Source organism: Paenibacillus sp. Y859 (genome assembly GCF_056786405.1).
Window position 1 is genome coordinate 23,068 of record NZ_JBXCIZ010000020.1, and the last position, 25,242, is coordinate 48,309.

Genomic DNA, 25,242 nt, shown 5'->3' on the forward strand with positions numbered 1-25,242 from the left:
CTCTATGATTTATCTTTACCTAATAGAATCGACATGCCGAGCAGCGTAACGATAATCGTTGCACCCATATCGGATAATATAGCAATCCAGAGGGTGAGCCAGCCCGGAATGGTTAGTAGAAGTGCAATGGCTTTCAGTGTTAGGGAAATTCCTATGTTCCAGCCGATAATCCGATTGACCCGTCGTGCCATATGGATCGCACTTGGTAACTTACCGAGATGATCTTGCATGAGGACAATATCAGCGGTCTCCATGGCGCTGTCGGTTCCTTTACCCATCGCTATTCCTAACTGGGCAGTAGCAATGGCAGGGGCGTCGTTAATACCGTCACCGACCATGGCGACCTTCCAATGAGAGGCAAGGCTCTTAATTTGTTCAACTTTCTGTTCGGGTAGAAGCTTGGCATAATAACTAGAGACGCCTGCCTCTGCGGCAATCATTCGTGCCGATTGCTCATGATCACCCGTAAGCATGACCGTCTGAGTGATGCCAGCTTGATGAAGCTGCGTAATGACGTGTTTCGTCTCCGATCGTATTGTATCCGCAAGTCCAAGTAGGCCAAGCACATGGTTCTCATCTGCCGTAATGATCACTGTGAGACCTTGCTCCTTCAGACGATGTATATCATGTTTCACCTTATCCATATGCTCAGGATCGGCTGCTACGACATGTGCTAATATATCTTCACTACCCATCCAAAAGGTAGCTCCATCCACCTCGCCTTGAATGCCTGACCCTGGTAATGTGGTCAATTGAAGCGGCTCAGGGAAGAGATCAGATTCTCGTTGCCCCTTGATATGGCGAACGACCGCTTTAGCTAAGGGATGGAGAGAAGAGTGTTCCAAGGAACCCGCAACATCGTAGAATTGTTCGGGAGCATAAATCACTTCCTCAATAACAGAGGGCACACCTTGAGTTAGAGTACCGGTTTTGTCGAAGGCGATCACTTCTATTTTACCTAACTGCTCAAGATGAACCCCGCCTTTGATGAGAATGCCGTTACGTGCACTGCGTGTCATACCGCTTACCAATGCAATTGGAGAGGAGAGCACGAGTGAACAAGGACATCCTACAATAAGAATAGCGAGTCCTTGGTATAACCATTTCATCCATGGCTGCCCGAATAGGAGAGGGGGGATAAGAATGAACAAGAGAGCAGCAATCATAATGGCAGGTGTATAATATTTGGCGAATTTATCGATAAATAATTCTGTAGGTGTTTTGCTATCCTGTGCTTCTTGTACTAAATGCATAATTTTAGCTAATGAGGAATCTTCGTAGGCTTTCTCAATCCGAATATCTAGTAATCCATCTGCATTCACACTACCACCATAGACAGCATCGCCTTGTTTCTTAGATACCGGTATGGATTCGCCTGTAATCGCGGCTTCGTTAACTGCGCTATTACCCTCATATATAATGCCATCCGAAGGAATCTTCTCACCTGCTCTAACTCGCACGAGGTCCCCGACACGCAGATCAGAGATAGGAACGTGAATAACCTCTCCATTACGCAGAACCGCAGCTTCCTTAGGAGCATTGGCAAGTAACGCTTCTATCGACTTGCGCGCACGGTTCATACCATAGCCTTCGAGCCATTCATTCACACCGAATAGAATCGCAACGAGTGTCGCTTCTTTCCATTCACCAATCGCAACAGCTCCCGTTAGCGCAACGGTCATTAAAGTATCCATATTGAATTTAAGGCGCATCAGATTGTTCAATCCACGCCAAAAGGTGGAGTAACCACTAAGAACAATAGCTATAATATAGAAGGAAATAAGTAAGGGTTGTGGAAGGACGCTATTTAACACAAACGTGAGCAGATAGAAAATAACAGCTATTCCGAGCAGCCATTTAATTAGTTGATTTCCATCATGACTGTGGCCGTGGTGAGAATCTGACCCATGTTTCTGATCATGTCCGTGCTCGTGATCAGGTCCCTTACTTCGTACAAGACGGGCTCCATCACTTTTGAGAACACGCTCAATGCGCGATATATCTACGCTTGGATGTACCGTTAATTTACGATTAACGAAGCTCAGTCGGGCATCTGACCCATACTCTAATTTCTGAATAGCTTCCTGCATTTCTCGCGCACAGTTAGCACAACTCAAGCCTTCGATAGGGTATTCAACATGAGGTGAATCAGGAATCTTCGGGTTGTTATTATTCGTGCTCATCGTCGATCTTCTCCCTCTGATGTTCTAATGTCATCTGAATAAGCGTTCGGATATGATCATCTTTTAAAGAATAGATGACGTTCTTGCCATCCTTGCGTGACGTAGTAATATGCATATTCTTCAAGGTGCGTAAATGGTGCGAGGTGGTTGCCATGCTACTACCAAGAACGGCGGCTACATCGCATACACATAACTCATGCTCATGATCTAACATGAATGCGATCTTCATGCGTGTTGGATCGGATAGCGCTTTGAATATATCCACTATTCCCAGAATTTCATCTTCTTGTATTACGTTCTGCAGCCGCTGGATTCTATCTAGATTGACGTTAGTTACTTCGCATACATCTTCGGTAGGTGTTTGGGGTATCTTTAATAGGTTCATTGGGCGTAGGTCCCTCCTTCACAATAAGTAAGATTATTATTCATATTCAAATGGACGTTTGATTGTTACTTTAATATACATGTGAATAATACAATAATCAAACCAATGTTTGAATGATGGGGGAAAGGCATAACCATTCAAGTAGAAACGGCTTCGCCGTCCTCTTTTAAGGACGGCGAAGCCGTTTCGGCTTTAAGTGTCGTTTATGCAATTACTCGCCAGCGGTAGATTTCTAACGGAAGTCACAGAGCTTATTCCACGAAAAAACACCAAAAGGGAATTCTAACGGAAATACAGGCCTCTATATGCACATTAACAGCTTAAATCTGAAGAAAAAGACCAAATAAGGTCTCTCATTTCCGTTAGATTTTCAAAAGTGACGATTTGAGCAAAATAGAGGCTGCTAGTTCCGTTAGAGAATGTACGTAGTTCCTCTCCACGATGCTGCCACAGGCGATGTCTCTATTTGGGTTGTTAATATGGTGCATTTAAGCACTTATTTCGTCCCCATGGCTCCCACCTGCTTACTCCATCCACCACCGCTTCAGGTTGGACCACCAGGATTGATCTTGTGTCTGCACCTCTAAAGGTACTGGTTCAGGTTCGCCAGCGCCGTGCAGTGTACAATACTCTGTGGGCTCTGTGCCCTGAATGAACACTTCAAGCGTCTTATTGGGGCAATCCGCTGTAGCTAATCGTCCTGATTCTGGATTAATGTAGACACTAACGACACCATCTGGAATAGGGAAAATTTTCGGTGGAACATTCTCAAGTGCTCTTTCCGTATATTGTGCAAAAATAGGTGCTGCTCGGCGTCCATCCGCATTCTCAATATTGCGTCCTTTGTCGTAACCGACCCATACGGCCGTGGCTAACTCAGGTGTAAACCCTACAAGCCATGCATCTGTATTGGTCGTTCCTGTCTTGCCTGCCACAGGTCTCTTCATGATGGATGATACCCGATTGCCTGTTCCGCCCGCCTCAAAGACACTTTCCATGAGATGCGTTAATACGTAGGCGGCAGCGGCGTCCACAACTTGTTCACCTTGACTTGGGCTTGCTTCGTAAATGATCTCACCTGTGGAATCGGTTATTTTTAACACCGCAACAGGGGGCTTGAGTAGACCCGCGTTACTAATTACCCCGAAGGCGGAAGCCATCTCTAATGGGCTAATCGGAGAAGTCCCTAGTGCAAGTGAAGGTACCGCTTGAAGCGGACTCGCAATCCCCATCTTTCGTGCTGTTTCTAAGACCTTTTCAGATCCAAGAGTCATAATCGTATTTACGGCATAAATATTGTCACTCGCTGCAATAGCTTGTCGCATATCAATCTCACCTAGATATTTATCACCGAAATTGCTGGGTTGGTAGGTTTTACGGTTATTATCGTAATGAAATAATGTTGGTTCGCTTTTGAATGTGCTAAGAGGATTCATTTGTAATGAGGAAAGAGCGCTCAAATACATAATGGGCTTGAAGGCTGATCCTGGTTGGCGGGTCGTAGCCAGCGTATGATTATACTGGTTATTCTGATAATTCGTACCTCCAACCATAGCTTTGATATAACCCGTTCGTGGGTCCAAAGAGATGAGAGCCGTCTCAAGCTCACTACCTGGATCCATTTCTTTGGCTACAGCCTCTTCGGCTACCTGTTGGGCATGAGCATCTAAGGTGGTGTATATATTTAATCCACCATGATCCAACTGTTCCTCCGTAATTCCGAGCTCATCGATGACGAGCTGACGAACATAATCACGGAAATAGGGGGCAATAACGATAGTCTTCTTTTCCCCCTGAGGTAGGAATACTAGCTTCTCGCGTGCTGCAGTATTCGCTTCCTGTTTCGTTATATAACCCGTCTTGACCATCGTGGAGAGCACAATTTTTTGTCGTGACAGTGCGTTGTCCATATGATTGTAAGGGGAGTAATAAGTAGGTCCTTTGGGAATACCAGCAAGCATGGCACTTTCTGCAAGGGTTAGATCACTAGAAGATTTACCGAAATACATACGTGAAGCTGCTTCGATTCCGTAGGCCCCGTGTCCGTAATATATTTCGTTAAGGTACATTTGGAAAATTTCTGTTTTGCTGTACTTCATCTCGAGTTGAATCGTATATAAGGCTTCCTTTATTTTACGTGACCAGGTTTTGGCATGGGATAGATACAAGTTCCGAGCAAGCTGCTGCGTAAGAGTGCTAGCACCCTGTGAACGATCCATTTTCTCTATATTGACCAAGACGGCACGACCCATTCCTTTGATATCAAATCCTGAATGATCATAGAACTTCCGATCCTCTACCGATAGCGTGGCTTCCATAAGAGTGGATGAGATGTGATCTAAAGTCACGGGCTCATAACTACGCCCACTGGTTGAGAAGGTAGCCATAATTCGGTCTTGGCTGTCTAGAATACGGGAATTGCGATCCGTATCCGCTACGGGCAGCCCTGTATTATATAAATATAGTAGCAGAACACCGCCAGTTAGAAGGACGATGAATGTCACGCCGAACAGCAGTTTAACGACGGTGCGTAACCGATTCTTGCGTTTAGGTGGTTTATGGGATGGTCGCGACATGACAGGTTGGCCTCCGTTCTTTCCTTTTCTTCTCATTATGGGAATGGAATGGACTAGATATTCACAATTAACTGAAAGTTTCCTTATATGATGATAGATGTAATTCAGAACGCTCATGTAAATAGGCAACATACCCCGAATGATAGTTGCTTTTTTATGATGATTTTATATAATGTGACTGTTACAATAAGAGGAAATGTGAAATATGTTGATGATCTTATGAAGTAAAGGGGATATATGTAGACGATGAAATTAGATCAAGCTTATTCAGGTAATGTATTTATTTGTAGCTCTGAAGATTACGAAGGTTCAAAAGCTGTCATATACGGAATGCCGATGGATTATACGGTTAGTTACCGTCCGGGTTCACGCTTCGGTCCTTCTCATATACGTCAGGCATCAGTAGGATTAGAGGAATATAGTCCTTATCTTGATAAAAGTATTGAGGAAATGATCTATTTCGATGCTGGTGATCTCCTGTTACCATTCGGTAATGCAGGGCGTAGCCTTGAAGTTATTAGTGAATATGTAGGCAAGTTGCTAGCAGATGATAAATTTCCAATCGGTCTTGGCGGAGAGCATTTAGTTACGTGGCCTGTCATTCAGCAGGTATATGCGAAATATCCTGACCTAATCTTGATCCATATTGATGCGCATGCCGATCTTCGGGAGCATTATGAGGGCGAGCCACTCTCGCATTCTACACCTGTGCGTAAGGCTGCTGCACTTATGGGAGGAAGTAATATTTATCAATTTGGTATCCGTTCCGGATCACGTGAAGAGTTTCAATTCGGTCATAAGAACATTAACTTCTATCCATTTGATGTAGCTGCTCCTCTAAAAGAAGCACTACCGAAGATGGGAAACCGCCCTGTGTATGTCACTATAGACATTGATGTGCTAGATCCTTCAGCAGCCCCGGGAACAGGGACAGCAGAAGCGGGAGGAATCACATCGAAGGAGCTACTTGAAGCAGTGCATCTCATTGCTAACTCTGAAGTCAATGTTGTAGGATGTGATCTGGTAGAAGTTGCACCTATCTACGACCCATCACAACAGACGCAGATTGTAGCTGCTAAGCTCATCCGTGAAATGTTACTAGGTTTTGTGAAATAAAGATTAGACCATCAGTAGACACCGTTAGATAAGCCGCGAGAGCTGACACTTTCGTAAGGCATCTAAAGGTGTCTTTCTTCAAATATAAGAAAGTATAAGTTTCACTTGAATCAATTTCATAATCGCCGATGCAGCTAAATCGGGTTGCGTAATTATGAAATTGATTCTTGATACTCTATTCCTTATATTTCCGCTGAAACGGGTGTCGTCTTGAAAAAGACGGCATAGCCGTTTCTACTTGTTAATTTTATTTGAATTGAATGGGCGAACTGGATATAGTAGTACAATAGGAATGTACAGATTGGAGATTGTTCGATATATGTCACACAAAACACAAGCACTCATAACACTTCAGAGTCGTTATGATGGGGAAGAAGTAGTACAGGAGTTGTCTGCTGAGTTGATCGTGAAGGGTCCAGATTTATATGTGCGTTACGAGGAACCCGAGAAAGGTCCGCAAGGAGGCACCACCAGAACTACCATGAAGATAACAGAGAATGGGATCAAAATTATGCGCCACGGTGAAGTACAATCAGAGCATTCTTTTCAACTTGGAGAAAGACTGCCCGGATTTTATCGTTCACCGTATACCACATTTAATCTTTCGACGGATACGACAAAGATGGATATGAAGCTCGAGGGAATATACGGGCATGTGAGTTGGGCATATGATTTATACGTTTATGAGGATCTTTCAGGACAATTTGAAATTCATTTACATATACAGGAGGAACTAAAATAATGATAATTAACCCCTTAGAGCAGATCAACCAGTTGGTGTCGGAGGCGATTGCTGATGCCGTGGTGTCTGCTGGATTAGTCACTCGTGAAGAGATCCCAACGGTTACGCTTGAAGTTCCGAAGGATAAAGCTCACGGAGATCTAGCTACGAATATTGCAATGCAATTGACGAAGATTGCGAAGAAGAACCCTCGGCAGATTGCGGAGGCGATCATAGATCACTTGGACTTGAAAAAGGCCAATATAGAGAAGGCGGAAATTGCAGGGCCTGGATTTATCAACTTTACCTTGCTGAAGAGCTACCTATATCCAGTATTGCAACAGGTACAGACTCAAGGCAGTGATTATGGTCGGAGTAACATAGGTCAAGGGCAAAGAGTACAGATAGAGTTCGTCAGTGCTAATCCAACGGGAACATTACATTTAGGACATGCCCGTGGAGCAGCAGTAGGAGATGCTTTGTGTAATGTGCTGGATTATGCCGGATACGAAGTGACTCGTGAATATTATATTAATGATGCGGGTAACCAGATCGTTAATCTGTGTAGATCGATCGAGGCTCGATACCTTCAAGAATTGGGGAAACCGGTAGAAATGCCTGAGGATGGTTATCACGGTGCAGATATTAAGGGATTTGCTAAAGAATTGGTAGCAGAGAAAGGCGAAACGTTACTGGCTATGACCGAAGAGGAGCGCACAGCCTTTTTGCGTACTTTTGGTTTAGAGAAAGAATTGGCTAAGATCAAACGTGACCTTTCTCGATTTAGAGTGCATTTTGACGAATGGTTTAGCGAAACGTCACTGTATGAGAATGGACAAGTGGAGGTTGCCCTCTCCGAATTGAAGGCAAGAGGAGAAGTCTATGAATTGGATGAAGCTACTTGGCTCCGTACAACAAATTATGGAGATGACAAGGACCGCGTATTGGTGAAGAATGACGGAACGTATACGTATCTGACGCCAGATATTGCCTACCATCGTAATAAATATAGTAGAGGGTTCGACCAGATGATCAACATTTGGGGTGCAGATCATCATGGGTATATTCCACGTGTGAAGGCTGCTATGGATTCGTTAGGTTATGATTCTGGGAAATTGACCGTATTGATTGCTCAAATGGTGAGCTTATTCCAAGACGGTGAAAAGGTGAAAATGTCTAAGCGCACAGGTAAGGCTGTTACGATGATAGATCTGATGGATGAAGTTGGCGTCGACGCCATTCGCTATTTCTTTACGATGCGTAGCATGGACTCCCACCTAGATTTCGATATGGATCTAGCTATTTCAACGTCTAATGAGAATCCTGTATTCTATGTTCAGTATGCCCATGCTCGTATTTGTAGCATTTTCCGTCAGGCAGAAGAACAGAATATTACATTACTACCTTTAGCAGATCTTGATTTGAATGTGCTGAATACGGAGCGGGAGTATGATCTCCTTCGCAAAATAGGTGAATTACCTGAAGAGATCGCCGCAGCTGCTGAGAACTATGCACCGCACCGTATGGTACGTTATGTATACGAACTCGCTTCCATGCTTCATAGTTATTATAAGGCAGAGCGTGTAATTACTGAGGATGCCATGCAGACACAAGCTCGGCTTGTATTGCTTGACGCTGTTCGTACAGTCATTGGCAATGTACTACAAATGATTGGCGTAACTGCACCGCAAAAAATGTAAAACAACACAAAAAACCTAAGAAGAGGACGGCACAGCCGTCTCTACTTAAAATATAAGAAAGCATAAGTTTCACTTGATACTCTATATCTTATATTTCCGCTGAAACGGATACCGCCTTTGAAAAAAAGGACGGTATAGCCGTCTCTACTTAGGAGTAGCGGTTTTACGTTGCTTGAGGCTGGCTGTTAAAGATTTCGCTCCATTGGGCGCTCCCTTCATTCCTTCACGAAGTAGACGAAGGGCGTTAACTTCACCACCATTACGGTCCAGACGTTGCCCTTTTCTTAAACGTAAAGGTGATGCTGTTCGCTGAAGGAGGAGCTTGATATCTAAGGGCTTCAGGTTGCTGTTCTGTGCAAGTAATAGAGCGATGGCTCCACTGACATGTGACGTAGCCATAGAAGTACCGCTCATTTCATGATATTTACCTTGTGTCCATGAAGATATAATTTTATCCCCAGGAGCATAGATATCAATATACTGTCCTCGATTACTAAATGTGGCAATGCGCTTGTTGTGATCGGTTGCTCCAACAGATATCGTCTGTGCATACCGTGCAGGGTAGTCAATCGTTCGTCGCTTACTGTCGTTTCCGGAAGAAGCGATAATCGGAATACCGGCAAGGTACACTTTATTGACCATTTCTTGTAGAGCACGACTGCGTGTCTTCATTCCGAAACTCATGTTAATGAGATGGACGTGGTTGCGAGCGCACCAATCGATGCCTAGAATAATATCAGACACATAGGCAGATCCATTATGGTCAAATGCTTTGACAGGATAGATGAGGGCTCGAGGAGCAACTCCCATCATACCTTCTGTGCTATTTGCAGCAGCAATTGTACCGGCAATATGGGTACCATGACCATTATCATCAAGGGGTAACATATTTCGATTCAACAGATTAATACCTCTGGCCAATGATTGTCGAAGGTCAGGGTGTTGGTAATCGACACCCGTATCGATGACGCCAATTTTGATACGATGTCCTGTGGAGGTTGACCAAGCTCGGTGAGCATGAATTTGCTTCACTCCATAAGGAATTCCTGGATTGACTTCGGTCTTACTTTGAATAGCGTGAATTTTTAAAGGCATATTCTGTTCGATGATCAGAGAATCCTTAAATTGATTCGTGAATTTGCTTCGACATGTTACAGGAGCGATAATAGATTTAATAAGATGGGATGATTGAATGAAGGGAATCTGGACACCAGTAGCCTTTAACCTGCTTAACTCCCGTTGGCATGCATAGTAGCTTTTAGGATTGAGAAAGGTCAGGATACGTTGTTCCTCGATCGGGGTGCGAGTATCCACTTCTTCAATCAACATCTGTATAAATCGAGAGTAGTCCATGCTGAGTCGTCCCCCTCGTGATCAACCGTGCTGAGATATTCTATGAACGTAGAGCTCAACGGGAGTGGGAACTTGCCCTTATTTACGTAAAAATAGGCACGTATTCGTTGTCAATAATGAAGCCGTGTACATAATATAAAGAGAAGAGACCAGATATCTCTTACACACTCCCGCAAGGAGTTACTTCCGCGAGGGGAAGGATACAGTCAGAAGGCAGAGAAACCTCTGCCTTTTTTAACATTTTATGATGCAAGAAGTGATTGTTAAGGCTAGTCGGACTAGGTGTAACAAACACTTCAATATAAAAACTTGCATTTTAATCCCAAATAGGTTTTACTTGATTGTGTTAACGGTAATCCAGATAAATATTACGTGTATTATGCACATTGCGTGAGAGGAAGTGTTCATAAGTGAGTGCACCGCTCCTATTGAAACTTGATCCAGAAGTAATCAAAGAAATGCCAATGGTAGATTTGGCCTTTGTCATTTTGAAAACTGTAAATACGCCCTTCTATTATCTTGATCTAATGGCAGAGGTAGCGAAACAGCGTGGTTTGAATGAGAAGCAGATGAATGATCTGATTGCACAGTTATATACCGAGATCAATATTGACGGACGGTTTGCTTGTGTTGGAACTAATCTTTGGGGTCTGAAACGGTGGTATCCTGCTGATCGATCTGAAGATCCTATTGCTAATGCCAAGCGTCCGCGCATCATTAATGATGAAGATGATTTGGAAGATGATGACTTCGCCGAAGAAGAAGAGACCGAGGCAGAAGACTTTGACAGAATTGATGAAGATCATGATGACGCTTATGGCGATGATGATTCTGAAGAAGAAGCTGAAGATGAAGATGTTGTAATAGAAGACGAGGATTTGGATGATGCTGACGAGGAATCTGATGAAGAATCTGATGATACCGAAGATGACGACAAATAAATATTCAGTGAATTTATTATTGGTTCAATGCTACAGTTGTGAATAATTTATTCCTCTCTTGACAGAGCACATATGACGGAGTAAACTATTGCATGGGCTTATGATTGAACTTGAATAATATTTGAAATGATAAAAAGTGCCCCCGTACTACGGGTGTCACTTTTTTGTTTTTTTAGATGGGTTTGTGAAGGGTGTATTGCTATATAACATCAGGAGTAAGGAAATGTTTATAGGTCAGGATAAACATCATATGTCGCCTGAATTTCGGGACTTAAAATAGGAGGTTAATTTACAGTGACAAAGTATATTTTTGTAACGGGTGGAGTTGTATCTTCCTTAGGTAAAGGGATTACCGCTGCATCATTAGGGAGACTACTCAAGAATAGAGGTTTAAAAGTAACGATTCAGAAATTTGACCCATATTTGAATATAGATCCTGGAACGATGAGTCCTTACCAGCACGGTGAAGTGTTTGTGACAGATGATGGCGCAGAGACCGATCTGGATCTTGGTCACTATGAAAGATTTATTGATATCAATCTATCTAAGAATAGCAACGTAACTATGGGTAAAATATATTCCTCGGTCATCAGCAAAGAACGTCGAGGTGAGTACTTAGGGGCGACAGTTCAGGTTATCCCTCATATTACGAACGAGATCAAAGAGCGTGTATATCGTGCGGGTCGTGAAGCTGGCTCTGACGTTGTCATTACAGAGATTGGCGGAACCGTAGGCGATATCGAAAGTCTTCCAATTCTAGAGGCTATTCGCCAAATCAAGAGTGAAATTGGTCGCGAGAATGTGATGTATATTCACGTTACCCTCATTCCATATATTAAAGCTGCTGGTGAAGTGAAGACGAAGCCAACTCAACATAGCGTGAAAGAATTACGTAGCATCGGTATTCAACCAAATGTGATTGTTTGTCGTACAGAGCATGAACTTTCTGCAGATATGAAAGCGAAGATTGCGCTATTCTGTGATATTGATGAAGGTGCAGTCGTTGAATGTCGTGATGCAGCTACATTGTATGAAGTACCTCTTAACCTACGTGATGAAGGGCTTGACGAGATTGTTGTCAATTATCTGAAGTTGACTACTCCTAAGGCAGATATGACAGAGTGGGAAAGCCTTGTGGAGCGGGTCCAGAAGCTGGATAAAGTCGTGGAGATTGCGATTGTAGGTAAATACGTAGCCTTGCATGATGCTTATTTGAGCGTTGTAGAATCTCTATCTCATGCAGGCTTTGATGCGAATGCTGAAGTGAAGATCCGTTGGGTTAATGCAGAAGAGATTACAGAAGATAATGTGAATGATATGCTTGGTGGTATAAGTGGTGTTCTCGTACCGGGCGGATTTGGGGATCGTGGTATCGAAGGCAAGATTACGGCTATTCGATATGTTCGTGAGAACAATATTCCTTTCTTTGGTATTTGTCTTGGTATGCAAGTGGGCGTTATTGAGTACGCTCGTTCTGTTATGGGTCTTGAAGGTGCGAACAGCTCAGAGATTAACCCTTCAACCGAGTACCCTGTCATTGATTTGTTGCCAGAACAGAAGGATATTGAAGATCTAGGTGGTACAATGCGCTTAGGATTATATCCTTGTAAATTACAACCTGGTTCATTAGCTATGAGCTGCTATGATGATGAACTGGTCTATGAAAGACATCGTCATCGCTACGAATTCAATAATGAATATCGTGAAGCAATAGAACAAGCAGGACTAGTTGTATCAGGGACTTCTCCTGATGGACGTCTTGTTGAAATTGTTGAACTTCCTGAACACCCTTGGTTCTTGGCAGTACAATTCCATCCGGAATTCATTTCTCGCCCGAACCGTCCTCAACCATTGTTCCGTGAATTTGTTAAAGCATCTGTTAAATATCAAGGTTAATCCATTATATAAGAGCCTCTTGGGACATCATTGCGAGACTTAGATTTTACTAAGTAGCATTTCGCGATGAGGTACCTAAAAGAGGCTTTTTTTGTTAATATTACTGATGTTGCAGGAGTTTTGATAACAAAGAGAGAATAGCACAAATTGGAACTAATTCAGAATAGAGGAAGATAATTAAGAAGCGAATAGAATATATTTTTAGGAGGATATTAATAAATGGACAAGAAGAAGTTATTAATTGTAGATGACCAGAATGGCATTCGTATTCTATTGATGGAGGTATTTAACGGCGAGGGATATAATACTTTTCAAGCAGCGAATGGCAAACTTGCATTAGAGCTTGTTCAGCGTGAATCACCGGATCTAGTGTTACTTGATATGAAAATACCAGGGATGGATGGACTAGAAATTCTGAAATACATCAAAGAGATCAATGCTGATATTAACGTTATCATGATGACAGCATACGGAGAGCTGGATATGATTAAAGAGGCAACTGAATTGGGTGCGTTGATGCATTTTACGAAACCTTTTGATATTGACGAAATGAGAGTAGCGGTAAATACACAATTGAATAAACCACTGGAGAAACACAACTGACTACATCAGCTCGATTACATACGGTAAGTTTAGTAGACGGCTTCAAACCGTCGAGTTCAATATGTTTATAATGCGGAAAATGCATGTTTAGTATTTTGGATGCAATGTGGTATAATATAGCTTGTATGAGATGTCGGCTTAATAAAATAGACAAAACCAACATTTTTAGGAGGATTGAAACCATGCCATTAGTATCTATGACAGACATGTTAAACAAAGCACTAAAAGGGAAGTACGCAGTGGGTCAATACAACATCAATAACCTGGAGTGGACGCAAGCGATTCTTGGTGCCGCAGAAGAAGAGAAGTCACCAGTAATCCTTGGTGTTTCCGAGGGTGCAGCACGTCACATGGGCGGATTTACGACGATTGTTAAGATGGTAGAAGGACTCTTGATCGATATGAAGATCACAGTACCTGTAGCTATTCACCTTGACCACGGTTCAAGCTTCGAGAAATGTAAAGAAGCCATCGACGCTGGATTCCCATCCGTTATGATTGATGGTTCACATAGCCCAATCGATGAGAATATCGCAATGACGAAGAAAGTTGTTGAATATGCTCACTCCAAAGGAGCTTCCGTTGAAGCAGAAGTTGGAATGGTTGGTGGTCAAGAAGACGACGTTATCGGTGATGTAATGTATGCGAAGCTTGAAGATTGCGTACGTATCGTTAATGAGACAGGTATTGATACATTGGCTCCAGCACTAGGTTCAGTTCATGGACCGTACAAGGGTGAACCGAACCTAGGTTTCGAACAAATGGAAGAAATCTGTAATGCAGTTAGCCTTCCACTCGTTCTTCACGGTGGTACAGGTATCCCAACACATGATATTAAAAAGGCGATCTCATTGGGTACTTCCAAGATCAACGTAAACACAGAGAATCAAATCGTATTCGCAAAAGCAGTTCGTGAAACACTTGCTGCGAAGCCAGATGCGTATGATCCTCGTACGTTCATCGTACCGGGTCGTGAAGCGATCAAACAAACGGTTATCGGTAAAATGCGTGAGTTTGGTTCAAGTAACCAAGCGTAATTGTTTTCTATAATGTAGTACAATCAGGACAGATGAAAGAACACTGTCCAGCTGAATAGTTTGATGTGGAGAGTACACCGCTAAGCCGGTGTCTTTCCATTTTCATATGATGGATTGGTAGCAATTGCGTCATGGATTATTCATCCAACATGACCCGAAATCTGACGGCACTTGTTGTTACTGACTGCAAAACACGTAGGAGGACATTTGAGCTTATGGAAAAATTGATGATTACTGGTGGGCGTCCACTGCAGGGCACGGTATCCATTAGTGGTGCCAAGAACAGCGCTATTGCCTTGATTCCTGCTGCTATACTGGCAGAATCTGAAGTTGTTCTGGACAACTTACCTTTTCTTAGTGATGTTGCGGTATTTGCTGATATTCTGGAGGAATTAGGGGCGAAGGTAACACGAGAAGGCGCTCAGATGAGAATTGACCCAACCGAGATTAAATCTATACCTATGCCCAACGGATCAGTTAAGAAATTACGGGCCTCCTATTATATGATGGGAGCACTTCTTGGGAAATTTAAAGAAGCTACGATTGGATTGCCAGGTGGTTGCAACTTTGAGCCACGTCCAATAGATCAACATATTAAAGGGTTTGAAGCTTTAGGTGCGACGGTAACGAATGAACATGGTTCTATTCACTTGTATGCTAAAGAGCTCAGAGGAGCCAAAATTTATTTAGACGTTTCTAGCGTTGGAGCCACGATTAATATTATGTTGGCTGCAGCTCGAGCTATCGGTTCCACTACTATTGAAAATGCGGCTAAAGAGCCTGAGATTATAGATGTAGCAACACTCCTCAATTCCATGGGAGCCGTAATCAAAGGCGCTGGTACGGAAACTATCCGTATCGAGGGTGTCTCTGAACTTCACGGTTGCCGACATTCCATTATTCCCGATCGAATTCAAGCTGGTACTTATATGATCGCAGCGGCCGCCACACGTGGTGATGTCGTTATCGACAATGTGATCCCTAAACATATGGAAGCGATGACTGCTAAATTGTTAGAGATGGGTGTGCGCATTGAAGAACTAGATGAGAGTATTCGCGTTATTGGTCATGCAAATTATGAGCCAGTAGACGTGAAGGCATTGGTGTACCCTGGGTTTCCAACAGATCTACAGTCACCTATGACGAGTCTTCTTACACAGGCTGACGGAGTTAGTGTGCTTAGTGATTTTGTCTACAGTAGCCGATTCAAGCATGTTCCTGAGTTAGTTCGTATGGGAGCGAAGATTCGCGTCGAAGGACGATCTGCTATTATTGAGGGAAGTCGCTTGAATGCTGCGAAGGTTACTGCGACGGATTTGCGTGCAGGAGCTGCGCTTGTTATTGCTGGGCTAACGGTAGAAGAAGGAATTACGGAAGTTAGCGGTGTCGAGTTTATTGATCGTGGATATGACTATTTAGTTGAGAACTTTCGCCGTTTAGGTGCAGAGATTTGGCGCGAAACTGAATAAAGAATAACTTCGAGGGTTCCCAAAAGGGGGTATATTCACGTTGATATTTTTGTGAAAATTGCATATCCCCTTCATTTTTGGGTAAAGATGAATAAGAGATTTTCATAGACTCATAGATTGAATTATAATGAATAATATTTGGACTTATAAAATTGAATAGGTGGTTATTAAATGGATTTGCAAATTTCCGATTTGGAAGAAATGAAGCTAACCGATCTGTATAAACTGGCGAAGCAATACCAGATACCGTATTATGGTCAGTTGAAGAAGAGAGAATTGATATTTGCTATATTGCGTGCACAAGCGGAGCAAAGTGGATTAATGTTTATGGAAGGGATACTGGAGATACTTTCCGAAGGGTATGGATTTCTTAGACCGATTAATTATCTTCCGAGTACACAAGATATATATATTTCCGCTTCGCAAATTCGCAAGTTCGATTTACGGACAGGAGATTTAGTATCTGGTAAATGTAGAACCCCGAAAGAGAATGAACGATATTTTGGATTGCTTCAGGTTAACGCCGTAAATGGAGAGAATCCCCAGACCGCAGCAGAACGACTACATTTTCCAGCATTAACTCCTCTATACCCAGAAAAGAAAATTGTACTTGAAACATCCCCAACTCATTTGTCTACACGTATTATGGATTTACTCGCACCTGTAGGGTTAGGGCAACGGGGACTCATTGTAGCACCTCCAAAGGCAGGAAAAACGCTCCTCTTGAAAGAAATTGCCAACAGCATCTCAACAAACTACCCTGAAATTTCACTTTTTGTACTACTCATTGATGAACGACCTGAAGAAGTGACGGATATGCAACGTTCTGTAAAAGGGGAAGTTATTGCCTCCACATTTGATGAATTACCAGAAAATCATATTAAAGTGGCAGAGTTGGTCTTAGAACGTGCGTTACGGTTAGTTGAACATAAAAAGGATGTTGTCATCCTTATGGATAGTCTCACTCGGTTAGCTCGTGCATATAACTTAGTGGTTCCTCCATCTGGTCGCACACTTAGCGGAGGGATTGATCCTGCAGCATTTCATCGCCCCAAAAGGTTCTTTGGTGCAGCACGAAATGTGGAAGAGGGCGGTAGCTTAACCATCCTTGCAACAGCTTTGGTCGATACGGGTTCGCGGATGGATGATATTATATATGAAGAATTTAAAGGTACGGGGAACATGGAGTTACATCTTGATCGTAAGCTGGCAGAACGTCGTATTTTCCCAGCGATTGATATTCGCCGTTCAGGTACACGTCGTGAGGAAGTCTTATTGGAAAAAGAAGAACTAGATACAATCTGGGCTATTCGTAAAAATATGAATGATTCGATTGAATTTGTTGATGGATTCCTGAAGAAGTTACGTGACTGTAAGACAAATGATGAGTTTATTGCTTCTTTTGATGCTACGTCTACGGCGAAACCAAGCAACAGTGCTGGAAATAGTAGTAGTAATAGCAACAACAGCAACAACAGTAAACCTAGTGCTGCACGTAGAACTCCTCGTACGACCTCAACTTCTGTGACTTCATCGTCATAGGTTTTGACAATCCATTATGAATGAAATTTAATGTGATAAAATATAGTATTATAGTTAAAAAAGGAGAACATCATGTATCTGGTATATGCAGACGAACAAGGAAATGTATTCGATCATCCTACGCTCCATGGGCTTGCCCGAAGCGGAGATATGATCGTTGAAATAATGGAAGATGAGCTTATCCCGTTACCTGAGGGCGCAACATTAGTAGGGCTACCAAGTACCCGTGCTGTGGGAATGGATCCAGTAAGTGGAGAAATGATGTCGTTGCCAAACGACGCCCAAGCCGTTGGAGCACTTCTACCGCAAGGGTATACAAGACTATGTCTTCCAGGCTATGTAAAGGCAGATAAAGAGTATAAATTACCTTTATTCGGTTATTCAGCTGTCGTATGGAAGGACGGTAAGTTCTTCGTTGCAGCCCATTTAACGGATGATCCTGAGAAATGGAATCCTTTAAATTGCGATACAGATGCTCTGAATGTCGGTGTGCAACGGTTAACTGAGAAATACCCAGACAACAGGTTGTATAGCCATTTATCCAATTGCGCTCTAGGGTATGAATGTCTCACGTCGTCCAATACATTTCTTAATCGCTGGGAAGGTGCGGTACCTGTGTCGCACTCTTGTAATGCGGGATGTTTCGGTTGTATTTCTGAGCAACCGGATGACAGTGGCTTTGTGTCACCTCAGACCCGGATGGATTTCCGTCCAAGAGTCGATGAATTAGTAGAAGTCATGCTCGAGCATCTTCAGGCGCCCGATTCCATCGTTAGCTTCGGGCAAGGCTGTGAGGGTGAACCATCGACACAAGCTAAAATTATTATCGATGCAATCCGCGAGGTTAGATCGATTACGGATATGGGTTATATCAATATTAATACGAATGCAGGACTTAGTGATCATATTCGTGGCATCGTGGATGCGGGTCTCGACCTGATGCGTGTCAGTACGATAAGCGCACTAGACGATCATTACAACCCCTACTATAAGCCAAGAGGATATAATTTGGCTAACGTAGAGAAGTCATTGCGCTATGCAACGGATCAAGGTGTCTACACTTCGATTAACTATTTGATCTTCCCTGGTGTAACAGATCGCGAAGAAGAGATCGAAGCGATGGTGGAATTCTGCCGGCGTACAGGATTGAAATTGATTCAAATGCGTAATTTGAACATTGATCCCGAAAGTTATCTGGAAATCATTCCTCCTGCTCAAGGTGAGATATTAGGTATGAAACAGATGATTGATATATTTAAGGCGGAGTTACCAGATGTTGTGATCGGTTCCTTTACGCATGTTCCTCCAGCGGGCATGGCGCGTCCCAAAACAATCGTTATAAATAAATAATATATTGCACATGATAAGGTAACCTGCTAAAATGCTATTATGTGTCCTATAACTCTGTGTCCACATGAGACTCAGGGCGGAAAGAGGTGAAAGTCATGCAAGAATCAATCCAACCGAAATTTCACGTTACTACAGCAACTTGTGCTTGTGGTAATACATTTGAAGCGGGTTCTGTTAAAGAAAACCTTCGTGTAGAAATTTGCTCCAACTGCCATCCATTCTATACTGGGAAACAAAAATTCCTGGATGCTGGTGGTCGCGTTGATAAATTTAAGAAGAAATACGGCATCTAATTTTGACGTATGCTTCTTAGCAGCTTAAGCAACTAAACATGCAAAATCCCCTACTCTTTATAGAGATAGGGGATTTTTTTGAAATATAAGAAAGTATAAGTTTCTACTTGATCGCATGTGTGCCTAGGATCGGTTCCATATCTAGGATGTGTTTTTCCGAGCGATGCAAGTTAAGTAATCGCAACACGATGGTATTCTTCCATGATATGATCGATAATTTGCTGTACAGACAAAATTTCTTTAATCTCATGCACTCTCGACCCGGCAAAAAGCAAACCATTCTGAACCTCACCTCTAAGAGGGGCGAGTAAAGATTCCATAGTGCAAAATCGATACGAACAAACTTTGAGGCAACTATAGCATTTGGCTATTTTTAGTTTGGCATCCCCACGTATCTGATCTGTAAATTCATTTCTGATCGCCCTCGCCTGTAATCCTACCGTGGTCTTAACCAAGACGGTATCTCCTTGCTGAGCTTCCACGTACTTCTGTTTGAATGCCAAAGGGGCATCGCATTCATGACTTGCTACGAAACGGGTACCCATTTGAACACCAGCTGCACCAATTCGGAGTGCTTTGGCAACATCTTCACCTGTCAGAATACCACCTGCAGCAATGACTGGAATAGTAACGGCCTCCACTACTTCTGGAAGAATATCAAACATGGATCTGTCTGTACCCAGATGGCCTCCAGCTTCACAACCTTCTACAACAACAGCTGAAGCGCCTAATTTTTCAGAGAGTCTAGCTAATTTGGCAGATGAAACGATAGAGATTACGGGTGTACCATGCTCTTTTCCCCATGCATACATATCTCTCGAGATTCCAGCCCCAGAAATAATGAAATCCACCTTTTCTTCCAAGGCGGTCTTCATCTTCTCGGAAAAGTCCTTCACTGCAAATAATACGTTTACTCCAATAAATCCAATTCCTTTGGTTAGTTCCCTTGTTCTGCGAATATGCATTCTTAATTCCTCGGTAGAAATGCCTGTACCAGAAATAGTGCCAATTCCACCTGCATTAGCTACAGCAGCGGCAAGTCCACTCAAGGAAATGCCAACACCCATACCTCCTTGAATAATAGGGACTCTCGATTTAATATGCCCGAATTGGATTGTTGGTAAGTTCAATTGCACACCCCTGTTCACTGTTTTTATGAATCTATTATACAACTCGAAAGAGTAATATTTATGAAATGTATCATAGTTAAAAGGTAGAGGATGTGATACAACGCATGTTCGATTGGGTACTTCTGATAAAACTTTGGACTGCACTACTGGGTTGATTTTTGTACACTCATGATATATACTTATTTTCACCGTGCTAGACGGGGAGGTAGCGGTGCCCTGTAACTCGCAATCCGCTGTAGCGAGGTTGAATTCCCGTTAGAGGTTTTGTTGATGTAAGGTCTTGGTCCCTGTGTGCTACGCTGACAGTTGGGTCCTTCGCAATGAGTGCTCGTGAACCTGGTCAGGTCCGGAAGGAAGCAGCCATAAGCAAGTTACTCTTGTGCCGAAGGGAAGCCTAGCTCGAGTAGCTACACAGGGTTGCCGCTTGGATCGCAATTATCAATAACGGGTGCACGGTCTTGTTATTTATATTAGAAATTTACTTGCATCTTTGCCAATTGGTGAAGGTGCTTTTTAATTTATTGAAGCATAAGTTGAAGTTCAAAAAGTTAGCTTTTCAGCACTAAAGCATTTGCTTTCGATGTCGAATATACTTCTTGCTATACTTCGTGATCAAAAGATGACTTTTTGAACATCCATTATAAGAATGTGAAATGAAGTTTTGCAGATGCCGGGAATATAGTATACTAATGAAGCGACTAAGCGTCATGAAGTGGAAGTTGAAAGAGGGTAAGCAAAGTGGAACATATAGCGCTGTATCGTGCTTGGCGGCCGCAGTCTTTTCGAGACATGGTAGGACAACAGCATATTATTCAAACGCTGCAGAACGCAATACGTGAACAGCGGGTTTCTCATGCCTACCTGTTCAATGGGCCACGGGGAACTGGGAAGACGAGTGCAGCCAAAATTTTAGCGAAAGCGGTAAACTGCGAGCGAGGGTCTGAGCCTGAACCTTGCAATGAGTGTGAATCCTGTCGTCGGATAACGGCTGGAGCGGTCATGGATGTTCAAGAGATTGATGCCGCATCCAATCGGGGTGTGGATGAAATCCGCGATTTGCGCGAGAAGGTTAAATATGCGCCTACGGAAGTCAGGAAAAAGGTTTATATTATTGACGAAGTGCATATGCTGACGACGGAAGCCTTTAATGCTTTGTTGAAGACATTAGAGGAGCCACCTCCGCATGTGATGTTTATTCTGGCGACAACGGAGCCGCATAAGCTACCAGCTACAATTATTTCGCGGTGTCAGCGTTTTGACTTCCGTAGAGTATCTCTTGATGAACAGACAGAGAGATTACGTCGTATTTGCAAAGAAGAAGGTATTAAGGCGGAAGAAGATGCGCTCCAATACATTGCCCGATTGTCGGATGGTGGGATGCGGGATGCACTTAGTATTCTAGATCAAATTGCATCTTTTACAGAGGATGTTGTATCCTATCAGCAGGTTCTGAATATGACGGGTGGCATCGCCTCTGAACAGTTCGGACTATTGGCCCAAGGACTAATGAATGGAGACATCGGTGTAGTGTTACAGATGGTAGAGGATTTCATGCAGGAGGGAAAGAGTGCTGATAAGTGCATGGAGAACCTGCTGTTCTATTTCCGAGATCTACTGATGATTAAGATGGTTCCTCATGCGGATAAGTTGACGGACAGGGTGTTGAATCCGCAAGAGTATAAAGGTATGGCAGAGACATTCTCTCGGGAGCAATTATTCCAAATGATTGATGTTTTGAATCACTATCAAAGTGAGATGAAATATGCCTCACAGCCGCAAATGCTGTTTGAAGTGGCACTTCTCAAGTTGTGCAACATACCGCAGGGTGCTCAAGAGTTGGTTAAGATGGAGTTCTCCAATGAAAGACCGCAGGTTTCCTTGCCCGCGGATTCAGGGGAGATAGCCCTCCTGAAACAGCAGGTGGTCGCACTTGAGAAGAAACTTGAACGCTTTATGAAATCAGGAGGAACGCCATCTAGTAATGGCCGTGATTCCGGTGCAAGTTCGAGATCATCTGGAAGTGGGATGCCTCCACCTCGATTATCCTCAACCACGAAGCTTCCTCAACATTTGGATCAATACTTGGTTCATTTGAATAGTGATCCGTTTATTGCCATTCAAAAACAGTGGGGTCATATTCTTCAAGGCGTTAAAGAGGAGAAGGTTACCGTTCATGCTTGGTTTATGGATGGCGAACCTGTATCCATGTTGGATGATGCTATTCTGGTGGCTTTTAAGAATACGATCCACCGAGAGACAACTGAGAAGCCGGCGAACAGGCAGGTTATTGAGCATGTGATAGAGTCGAAGCTTGGGAAGCCTTATCGCTTGGTTACGATTATGCAGCGAGACTGGATGAAAGAGATCGAGGGATCTACTCAGAAGGCCAAAGAAGAACTCAAGTTAGAGCATGAGCATGAAGATGGTGAAACGAAAACAGAGCCATGGATTGACGAGGCTCTTCAATTATTTGGAGAAGACCTTGTAGTCATAAAAGAATAGCGCAGAGATGTGCATCCAAAAAGGAGAGATTACTCATGAATAATATGAATCAAATGATGAAACAAGTGAAGAAAATGCAAGAGCAAATGCTGAAAGCGCAAGAAGGACTCGCTACGAAGATGGTGGAAGGTAGTTCTGGTGGCGGTGTAGTCACCGTAGAAGTGAATGGACATAAGAAATTGATATCTATTACAATTAAGCCGGAAGCAGTTGATCCGGAAGATGTTGAAATGCTGCAGGATCTGGTGATGACAGCGGTGAATGATGCCCTGACTAAAGCGGATGAGCTTGCCAATGATGATATGGGTAAATTCACAGGCGGAATGAAAATCCCTGGCCTGTTCTAATTTCACAGCAGAAGGAGATTTTTAGTTTTGTATTATCCCGAACCTATTGCAAGGCTGATCGAATCCTTTACGCGACTACCCGGTATTGGTCCAAAGACAGCAAGTCGGTTGGCATTTCATGTCATTACGATGAAGGAAGACGATGTTATTGATTTCGCTAAGGCGCTCGTTAGTGTGAAGAGAAACCTTCACTACTGTTCTATCTGTTGCAACATTACGGATACGGATCCTTGTCGTATATGTCAGGATAAGACACGTGATCGTTCTGTCATCTGTGTCGTACAAGATCACAAGGATGTCGTAGCGATGGAACGGACTAAGGAGTTTAATGGGTATTATCATATTCTTCAAGGTGCGATCTCTCCTATGGAGGGGATCGGTCCAGATGACATTCGCCTAAAGGAACTGTTGAACAGACTCAGTGATGAGCGAGTGACGGAACTTATTTTAGCTACGAATGCTAATATTGAGGGCGAAGCAACATCGATGTATCTTTCTAGGCTGATTCGCCCTTTTGGTATTAAAGTGACCCGTATTGCACACGGATTGCCTGTAGGCGGAGATTTGGAGTACGCGGATGAAGTGACTTTATCTAAGGCGCTGGAAGGTCGGCGCGAGATACACTGATGCTAATGTGAAAGCTGAGGAGTCCTGTGAAGGGCTTCTTTTTTTTGTGTAAGAAAACGTATGTTTCAAGCAATAACTTAAGGATAGCTCCGTTCTAAATAGAATAGAAGACATGCCATTCCAAGGAAAAAAGGTTGAGTGGTGGCGGGGGAACGTAATGGAGAGATGACCTCGTAAACATTCTAACGGAGCCAGCAGACCTTATTCTGCCTGAAACGTCACTTTTGAAATTCTAACGGACCGGGGTGACGTTATTTGATCTTCTTTCTCGGATTTGGGCTGTTTATTTGCATATAGTGGCCAGTGCGCTCCGTTAAAAAAATCACCACTGCAATCTGCTCACAGTTCACCCTCCATCCTGCCCGCCTCTAAAATCTCTTGGCTAAGACAATCGAAATATGGGATAGCACTCGCAAAGGTGAGGTGGAGAGAAATAGATGCTGTTTCATTTTGGTTCTAAGATTGTCCCTTTCTCGATAAGTATGAAGTAGGAGATACGAGAGAGAAGGGGGATTTACATTATGGTAGGGATGAAGAGGTACTGGGCTAGTGTGTTTAAAAAGGATGAGTTCGCTAGGGATGAGGAAAATAGTGAAATCTATAAGGATATTACCGATGCGCTCATTCGTTGGGAAGAGGCGCGTATGTATTTTGAAGAAGCAGTGAGTGAGGATCAGGTGGACTACGCTATATATATGTTGGAAGCGGCTGAGCTTAAATACCAAATACACTTGAAGAAGGCAAAAGCTCTAGGGCTAGATCGTAGATCTCTTTTAGGTGAGAAGCAAACAGTCGGTATCATCGTAGACCATTCTGTACAAGAAGATATGAAGAAAGGAGAATGCAATTAGATGAAATGGATCGTGATGGGTGTTCTCGCCGTGTCTTTATGCGCTCTAACGTATATTGTTTTTAAGAAGAAACTAGGTTTCGGCTGGTTAACTGTATTTGGTACACATATGATATTAGCTTCCCTTGGAATATATCTAGTTAACTTCTCAGGATTGATGACGGCTGTATATATTCCATTAAACCCGGTTACTATAGGAACTGTTGCGATATTAGGCCTTCCTGGGGTGGCTCTTTTGTATGGTTTAAAAATATTTATCATGAACAGTTGACGTCTACTGTGCTGATGTGTTACATTATAAATCGCCCCTTTGAAAGGCAGACAAGCTTGCTGAAAGGCAAAAATAATCGATTGAAAATATCGAAAAATAAAGCTTGACGAAATGCCGGGCAGCATGATATATTATAGAAGTTGTCGCCGAGAACAATCGGAGACAAACGAAAGAGAAATTGATCTTTGAAAACTGAACAACGAGTGAGTGGTTTTCACGAAAGTGAGAACGAAACAAATGAGAAATCATTTGGATTGAGAATGTAATATTCTCGTCAGTTTGTTTCAAAATGAGCATAATCGCTCTTTTCAATACTAATTGGAGAGTTTGATCCTGGCTCAGGACGAACG

The 25,242-nt window shown here is 43.0% G+C and carries 21 protein-coding genes and 1 other RNA gene; 17 read left to right on the forward strand and 5 right to left on the reverse strand.

Features of this window, described 5'->3' with window-relative positions; genetic code table 11:
• Positions 1-2: 2 nt before the first annotated feature.
• The 3 genes from AC1TO8_RS22690 to AC1TO8_RS22700 form a co-directional block, all read right to left on the reverse strand.
• Positions 3-2,183, reverse strand: coding sequence for a heavy metal translocating P-type ATPase (locus AC1TO8_RS22690; protein ID WP_482057865.1), 2,181 nt, complete (start codon positions 2,181-2,183; stop codon positions 3-5).
• Complete coding sequence (locus tag AC1TO8_RS22695; protein ID WP_482057866.1) at positions 2,170-2,568, reverse strand: ArsR/SmtB family transcription factor; 399 nt, start codon at positions 2,566-2,568, stop codon at positions 2,170-2,172. Before AC1TO8_RS22695 ends, AC1TO8_RS22690 begins: the two co-directional genes overlap by 14 nt.
• Positions 2,569-3,092: 524 nt before the next feature.
• Positions 3,093-5,144, reverse strand: a complete 2,052-nt coding sequence (locus tag AC1TO8_RS22700) for a transglycosylase domain-containing protein (protein ID WP_482057867.1) — start codon at positions 5,142-5,144, stop codon at positions 3,093-3,095.
• A 246-nt stretch (positions 5,145-5,390) separates the two neighbouring features.
• On the opposite strand from AC1TO8_RS22700, the gene speB reads away from it, so the two are divergent.
• The 3 genes from speB (at position 5,391) to argS (ending at position 8,681) form a co-directional block, all read left to right on the forward strand.
• Positions 5,391-6,260: an agmatinase gene (gene speB, locus AC1TO8_RS22705; protein WP_482057868.1), complete on the forward strand. Its 870-nt coding sequence runs from the start codon at positions 5,391-5,393 to the stop codon at positions 6,258-6,260.
• A gap of 319 nt (positions 6,261-6,579) precedes the next feature.
• Positions 6,580-7,002 (forward strand): YwiB family protein, encoded by a 423-nt coding sequence (locus AC1TO8_RS22710; RefSeq protein ID WP_482057869.1) that lies wholly within the window; start codon positions 6,580-6,582, stop codon positions 7,000-7,002.
• On the forward strand, positions 7,002-8,681 hold the full coding sequence (argS, locus tag AC1TO8_RS22715) for an arginine--tRNA ligase (protein WP_482057870.1): 1,680 nt from the start codon (positions 7,002-7,004) through the stop codon (positions 8,679-8,681). The genes AC1TO8_RS22710 and argS overlap by 1 nt, the downstream gene beginning before the upstream one ends.
• A gap of 144 nt (positions 8,682-8,825) precedes the next feature.
• On the opposite strand, the gene AC1TO8_RS22720 is transcribed toward argS, so the two are convergent.
• Positions 8,826-10,034 carry a S8 family peptidase gene (locus AC1TO8_RS22720; RefSeq protein ID WP_482057871.1) on the reverse strand — a complete coding sequence of 403 codons (1,209 nt, stop codon included), beginning with the start codon at positions 10,032-10,034 and terminating at the stop codon, positions 8,826-8,828.
• Positions 10,035-10,444: 410 nt separating this feature from the next.
• Here AC1TO8_RS22720 and rpoE point away from each other — a divergent pair, with 410 nt between their 5' ends.
• The 8 genes from rpoE to rpmE all read left to right on the forward strand — a co-directional run bounded on the left by rpoE (position 10,445) and on the right by rpmE (position 19,165).
• Positions 10,445-10,975, forward strand: coding sequence for a DNA-directed RNA polymerase subunit delta (gene rpoE / locus AC1TO8_RS22725; RefSeq protein WP_482057872.1), 531 nt, complete (start codon positions 10,445-10,447; stop codon positions 10,973-10,975).
• A 294-nt stretch (positions 10,976-11,269) separates the two neighbouring features.
• A complete protein-coding gene (locus tag AC1TO8_RS22730) occupies positions 11,270-12,871 on the forward strand; it encodes a CTP synthase (RefSeq protein ID WP_482057873.1) in 1,602 nt (533 codons plus the stop codon).
• 219 nt (positions 12,872-13,090) lie between these two features.
• Positions 13,091-13,474 (forward strand): response regulator, encoded by a 384-nt coding sequence (locus AC1TO8_RS22735; protein WP_482057874.1) that lies wholly within the window; start codon positions 13,091-13,093, stop codon positions 13,472-13,474.
• Between the two features lie 182 nt (positions 13,475-13,656).
• Positions 13,657-14,511, forward strand: coding sequence for a class II fructose-1,6-bisphosphate aldolase (gene fba, locus AC1TO8_RS22740; protein ID WP_482057875.1), 855 nt, complete (start codon positions 13,657-13,659; stop codon positions 14,509-14,511).
• A 215-nt stretch (positions 14,512-14,726) separates the two neighbouring features.
• Positions 14,727-15,980 (forward strand): UDP-N-acetylglucosamine 1-carboxyvinyltransferase, encoded by a 1,254-nt coding sequence (locus AC1TO8_RS22745; RefSeq protein WP_482057876.1) that lies wholly within the window; start codon positions 14,727-14,729, stop codon positions 15,978-15,980.
• A 171-nt stretch (positions 15,981-16,151) separates the two neighbouring features.
• Positions 16,152-17,522: a transcription termination factor Rho gene (rho, locus tag AC1TO8_RS22750; protein WP_482057877.1), complete on the forward strand. Its 1,371-nt coding sequence runs from the start codon at positions 16,152-16,154 to the stop codon at positions 17,520-17,522.
• Between the two features lie 72 nt (positions 17,523-17,594).
• The gene (locus AC1TO8_RS22755) at positions 17,595-18,872 is read left to right on the forward strand and encodes a radical SAM family protein (protein WP_482057878.1); all 1,278 of its coding nucleotides are present in this window, start codon (positions 17,595-17,597) and stop codon (positions 18,870-18,872) included.
• A 95-nt stretch (positions 18,873-18,967) separates the two neighbouring features.
• A complete protein-coding gene (gene rpmE, locus AC1TO8_RS22760) occupies positions 18,968-19,165 on the forward strand; it encodes a 50S ribosomal protein L31 (protein ID WP_438348243.1) in 198 nt (65 codons plus the stop codon).
• A gap of 170 nt (positions 19,166-19,335) precedes the next feature.
• On the opposite strand, the gene AC1TO8_RS22765 is transcribed toward rpmE, so the two are convergent.
• A complete protein-coding gene (locus AC1TO8_RS22765; protein WP_482057879.1) occupies positions 19,336-20,295 on the reverse strand; it encodes an NAD(P)H-dependent flavin oxidoreductase in 960 nt (319 codons plus the stop codon).
• A gap of 188 nt (positions 20,296-20,483) precedes the next feature.
• On the opposite strand from AC1TO8_RS22765, the gene ffs reads away from it, so the two are divergent.
• From ffs to AC1TO8_RS22795, 6 genes are all read left to right on the forward strand, one after another.
• Positions 20,484-20,751: signal recognition particle sRNA large type (gene ffs, locus AC1TO8_RS22770), an RNA gene on the forward strand.
• Between the two features lie 282 nt (positions 20,752-21,033).
• Entirely contained in the window at positions 21,034-22,797 is a 1,764-nt protein-coding gene (gene dnaX / locus AC1TO8_RS22775; RefSeq protein ID WP_482057880.1) for a DNA polymerase III subunit gamma/tau, read from the forward strand.
• 35 nt (positions 22,798-22,832) lie between these two features.
• Positions 22,833-23,144: a YbaB/EbfC family nucleoid-associated protein gene (locus AC1TO8_RS22780; RefSeq protein WP_482057881.1), complete on the forward strand. Its 312-nt coding sequence runs from the start codon at positions 22,833-22,835 to the stop codon at positions 23,142-23,144.
• Between the two features lie 27 nt (positions 23,145-23,171).
• Entirely contained in the window at positions 23,172-23,771 is a 600-nt protein-coding gene (recR, locus tag AC1TO8_RS22785) for a recombination mediator RecR (RefSeq protein ID WP_482057882.1), read from the forward strand.
• A 530-nt stretch (positions 23,772-24,301) separates the two neighbouring features.
• A complete protein-coding gene (locus AC1TO8_RS22790) occupies positions 24,302-24,622 on the forward strand; it encodes a hypothetical protein (RefSeq protein ID WP_482057883.1) in 321 nt (106 codons plus the stop codon).
• The gene (locus AC1TO8_RS22795) at positions 24,623-24,892 is read left to right on the forward strand and encodes a pro-sigmaK processing inhibitor BofA family protein (protein ID WP_482057884.1); all 270 of its coding nucleotides are present in this window, start codon (positions 24,623-24,625) and stop codon (positions 24,890-24,892) included. It begins immediately after the preceding gene.
• Positions 24,893-25,242 lie beyond the last annotated feature (350 nt).

Excerpts from the sequence above, each read along its gene's own strand:
- AC1TO8_RS22735 (WP_482057874.1), top strand. The coding sequence starts at position 13,091 with ATGGACAAGAAGAAGTTATTAATTGTAGATGACCAGAATGGCATTCGT.
- AC1TO8_RS22795 (WP_482057884.1), top strand. The coding sequence starts at position 24,623 with ATGAAATGGATCGTGATGGGTGTTCTCGCCGTGTCTTTATGCGCTCTA.
- AC1TO8_RS22755 (WP_482057878.1), top strand. The coding sequence starts at position 17,595 with ATGTATCTGGTATATGCAGACGAACAAGGAAATGTATTCGATCATCCT.
- AC1TO8_RS22710 (WP_482057869.1), top strand. The coding sequence starts at position 6,580 with ATGTCACACAAAACACAAGCACTCATAACACTTCAGAGTCGTTATGAT.
- argS (WP_482057870.1), top strand. The coding sequence starts at position 7,002 with ATGATAATTAACCCCTTAGAGCAGATCAACCAGTTGGTGTCGGAGGCG.
- AC1TO8_RS22745 (WP_482057876.1), top strand. The coding sequence starts at position 14,727 with ATGGAAAAATTGATGATTACTGGTGGGCGTCCACTGCAGGGCACGGTA.
- AC1TO8_RS22695 (WP_482057866.1), bottom strand. The coding sequence starts at position 2,568 with ATGAACCTATTAAAGATACCCCAAACACCTACCGAAGATGTATGCGAA.
- AC1TO8_RS22720 (WP_482057871.1), bottom strand. The coding sequence starts at position 10,034 with ATGGACTACTCTCGATTTATACAGATGTTGATTGAAGAAGTGGATACT.
- AC1TO8_RS22780 (WP_482057881.1), top strand. The coding sequence starts at position 22,833 with ATGAATAATATGAATCAAATGATGAAACAAGTGAAGAAAATGCAAGAG.
- rpmE (WP_438348243.1), top strand. The coding sequence starts at position 18,968 with ATGCAAGAATCAATCCAACCGAAATTTCACGTTACTACAGCAACTTGT.
- speB (WP_482057868.1), top strand. The coding sequence starts at position 5,391 with ATGAAATTAGATCAAGCTTATTCAGGTAATGTATTTATTTGTAGCTCT.
- fba (WP_482057875.1), top strand. The coding sequence starts at position 13,657 with ATGCCATTAGTATCTATGACAGACATGTTAAACAAAGCACTAAAAGGG.
- AC1TO8_RS22700 (WP_482057867.1), bottom strand. The coding sequence starts at position 5,144 with ATGTCGCGACCATCCCATAAACCACCTAAACGCAAGAATCGGTTACGC.
- AC1TO8_RS22790 (WP_482057883.1), top strand. The coding sequence starts at position 24,302 with ATGAAGAGGTACTGGGCTAGTGTGTTTAAAAAGGATGAGTTCGCTAGG.
- AC1TO8_RS22690 (WP_482057865.1), bottom strand. The coding sequence starts at position 2,183 with ATGAGCACGAATAATAACAACCCGAAGATTCCTGATTCACCTCATGTT.
- rho (WP_482057877.1), top strand. The coding sequence starts at position 16,152 with ATGGATTTGCAAATTTCCGATTTGGAAGAAATGAAGCTAACCGATCTG.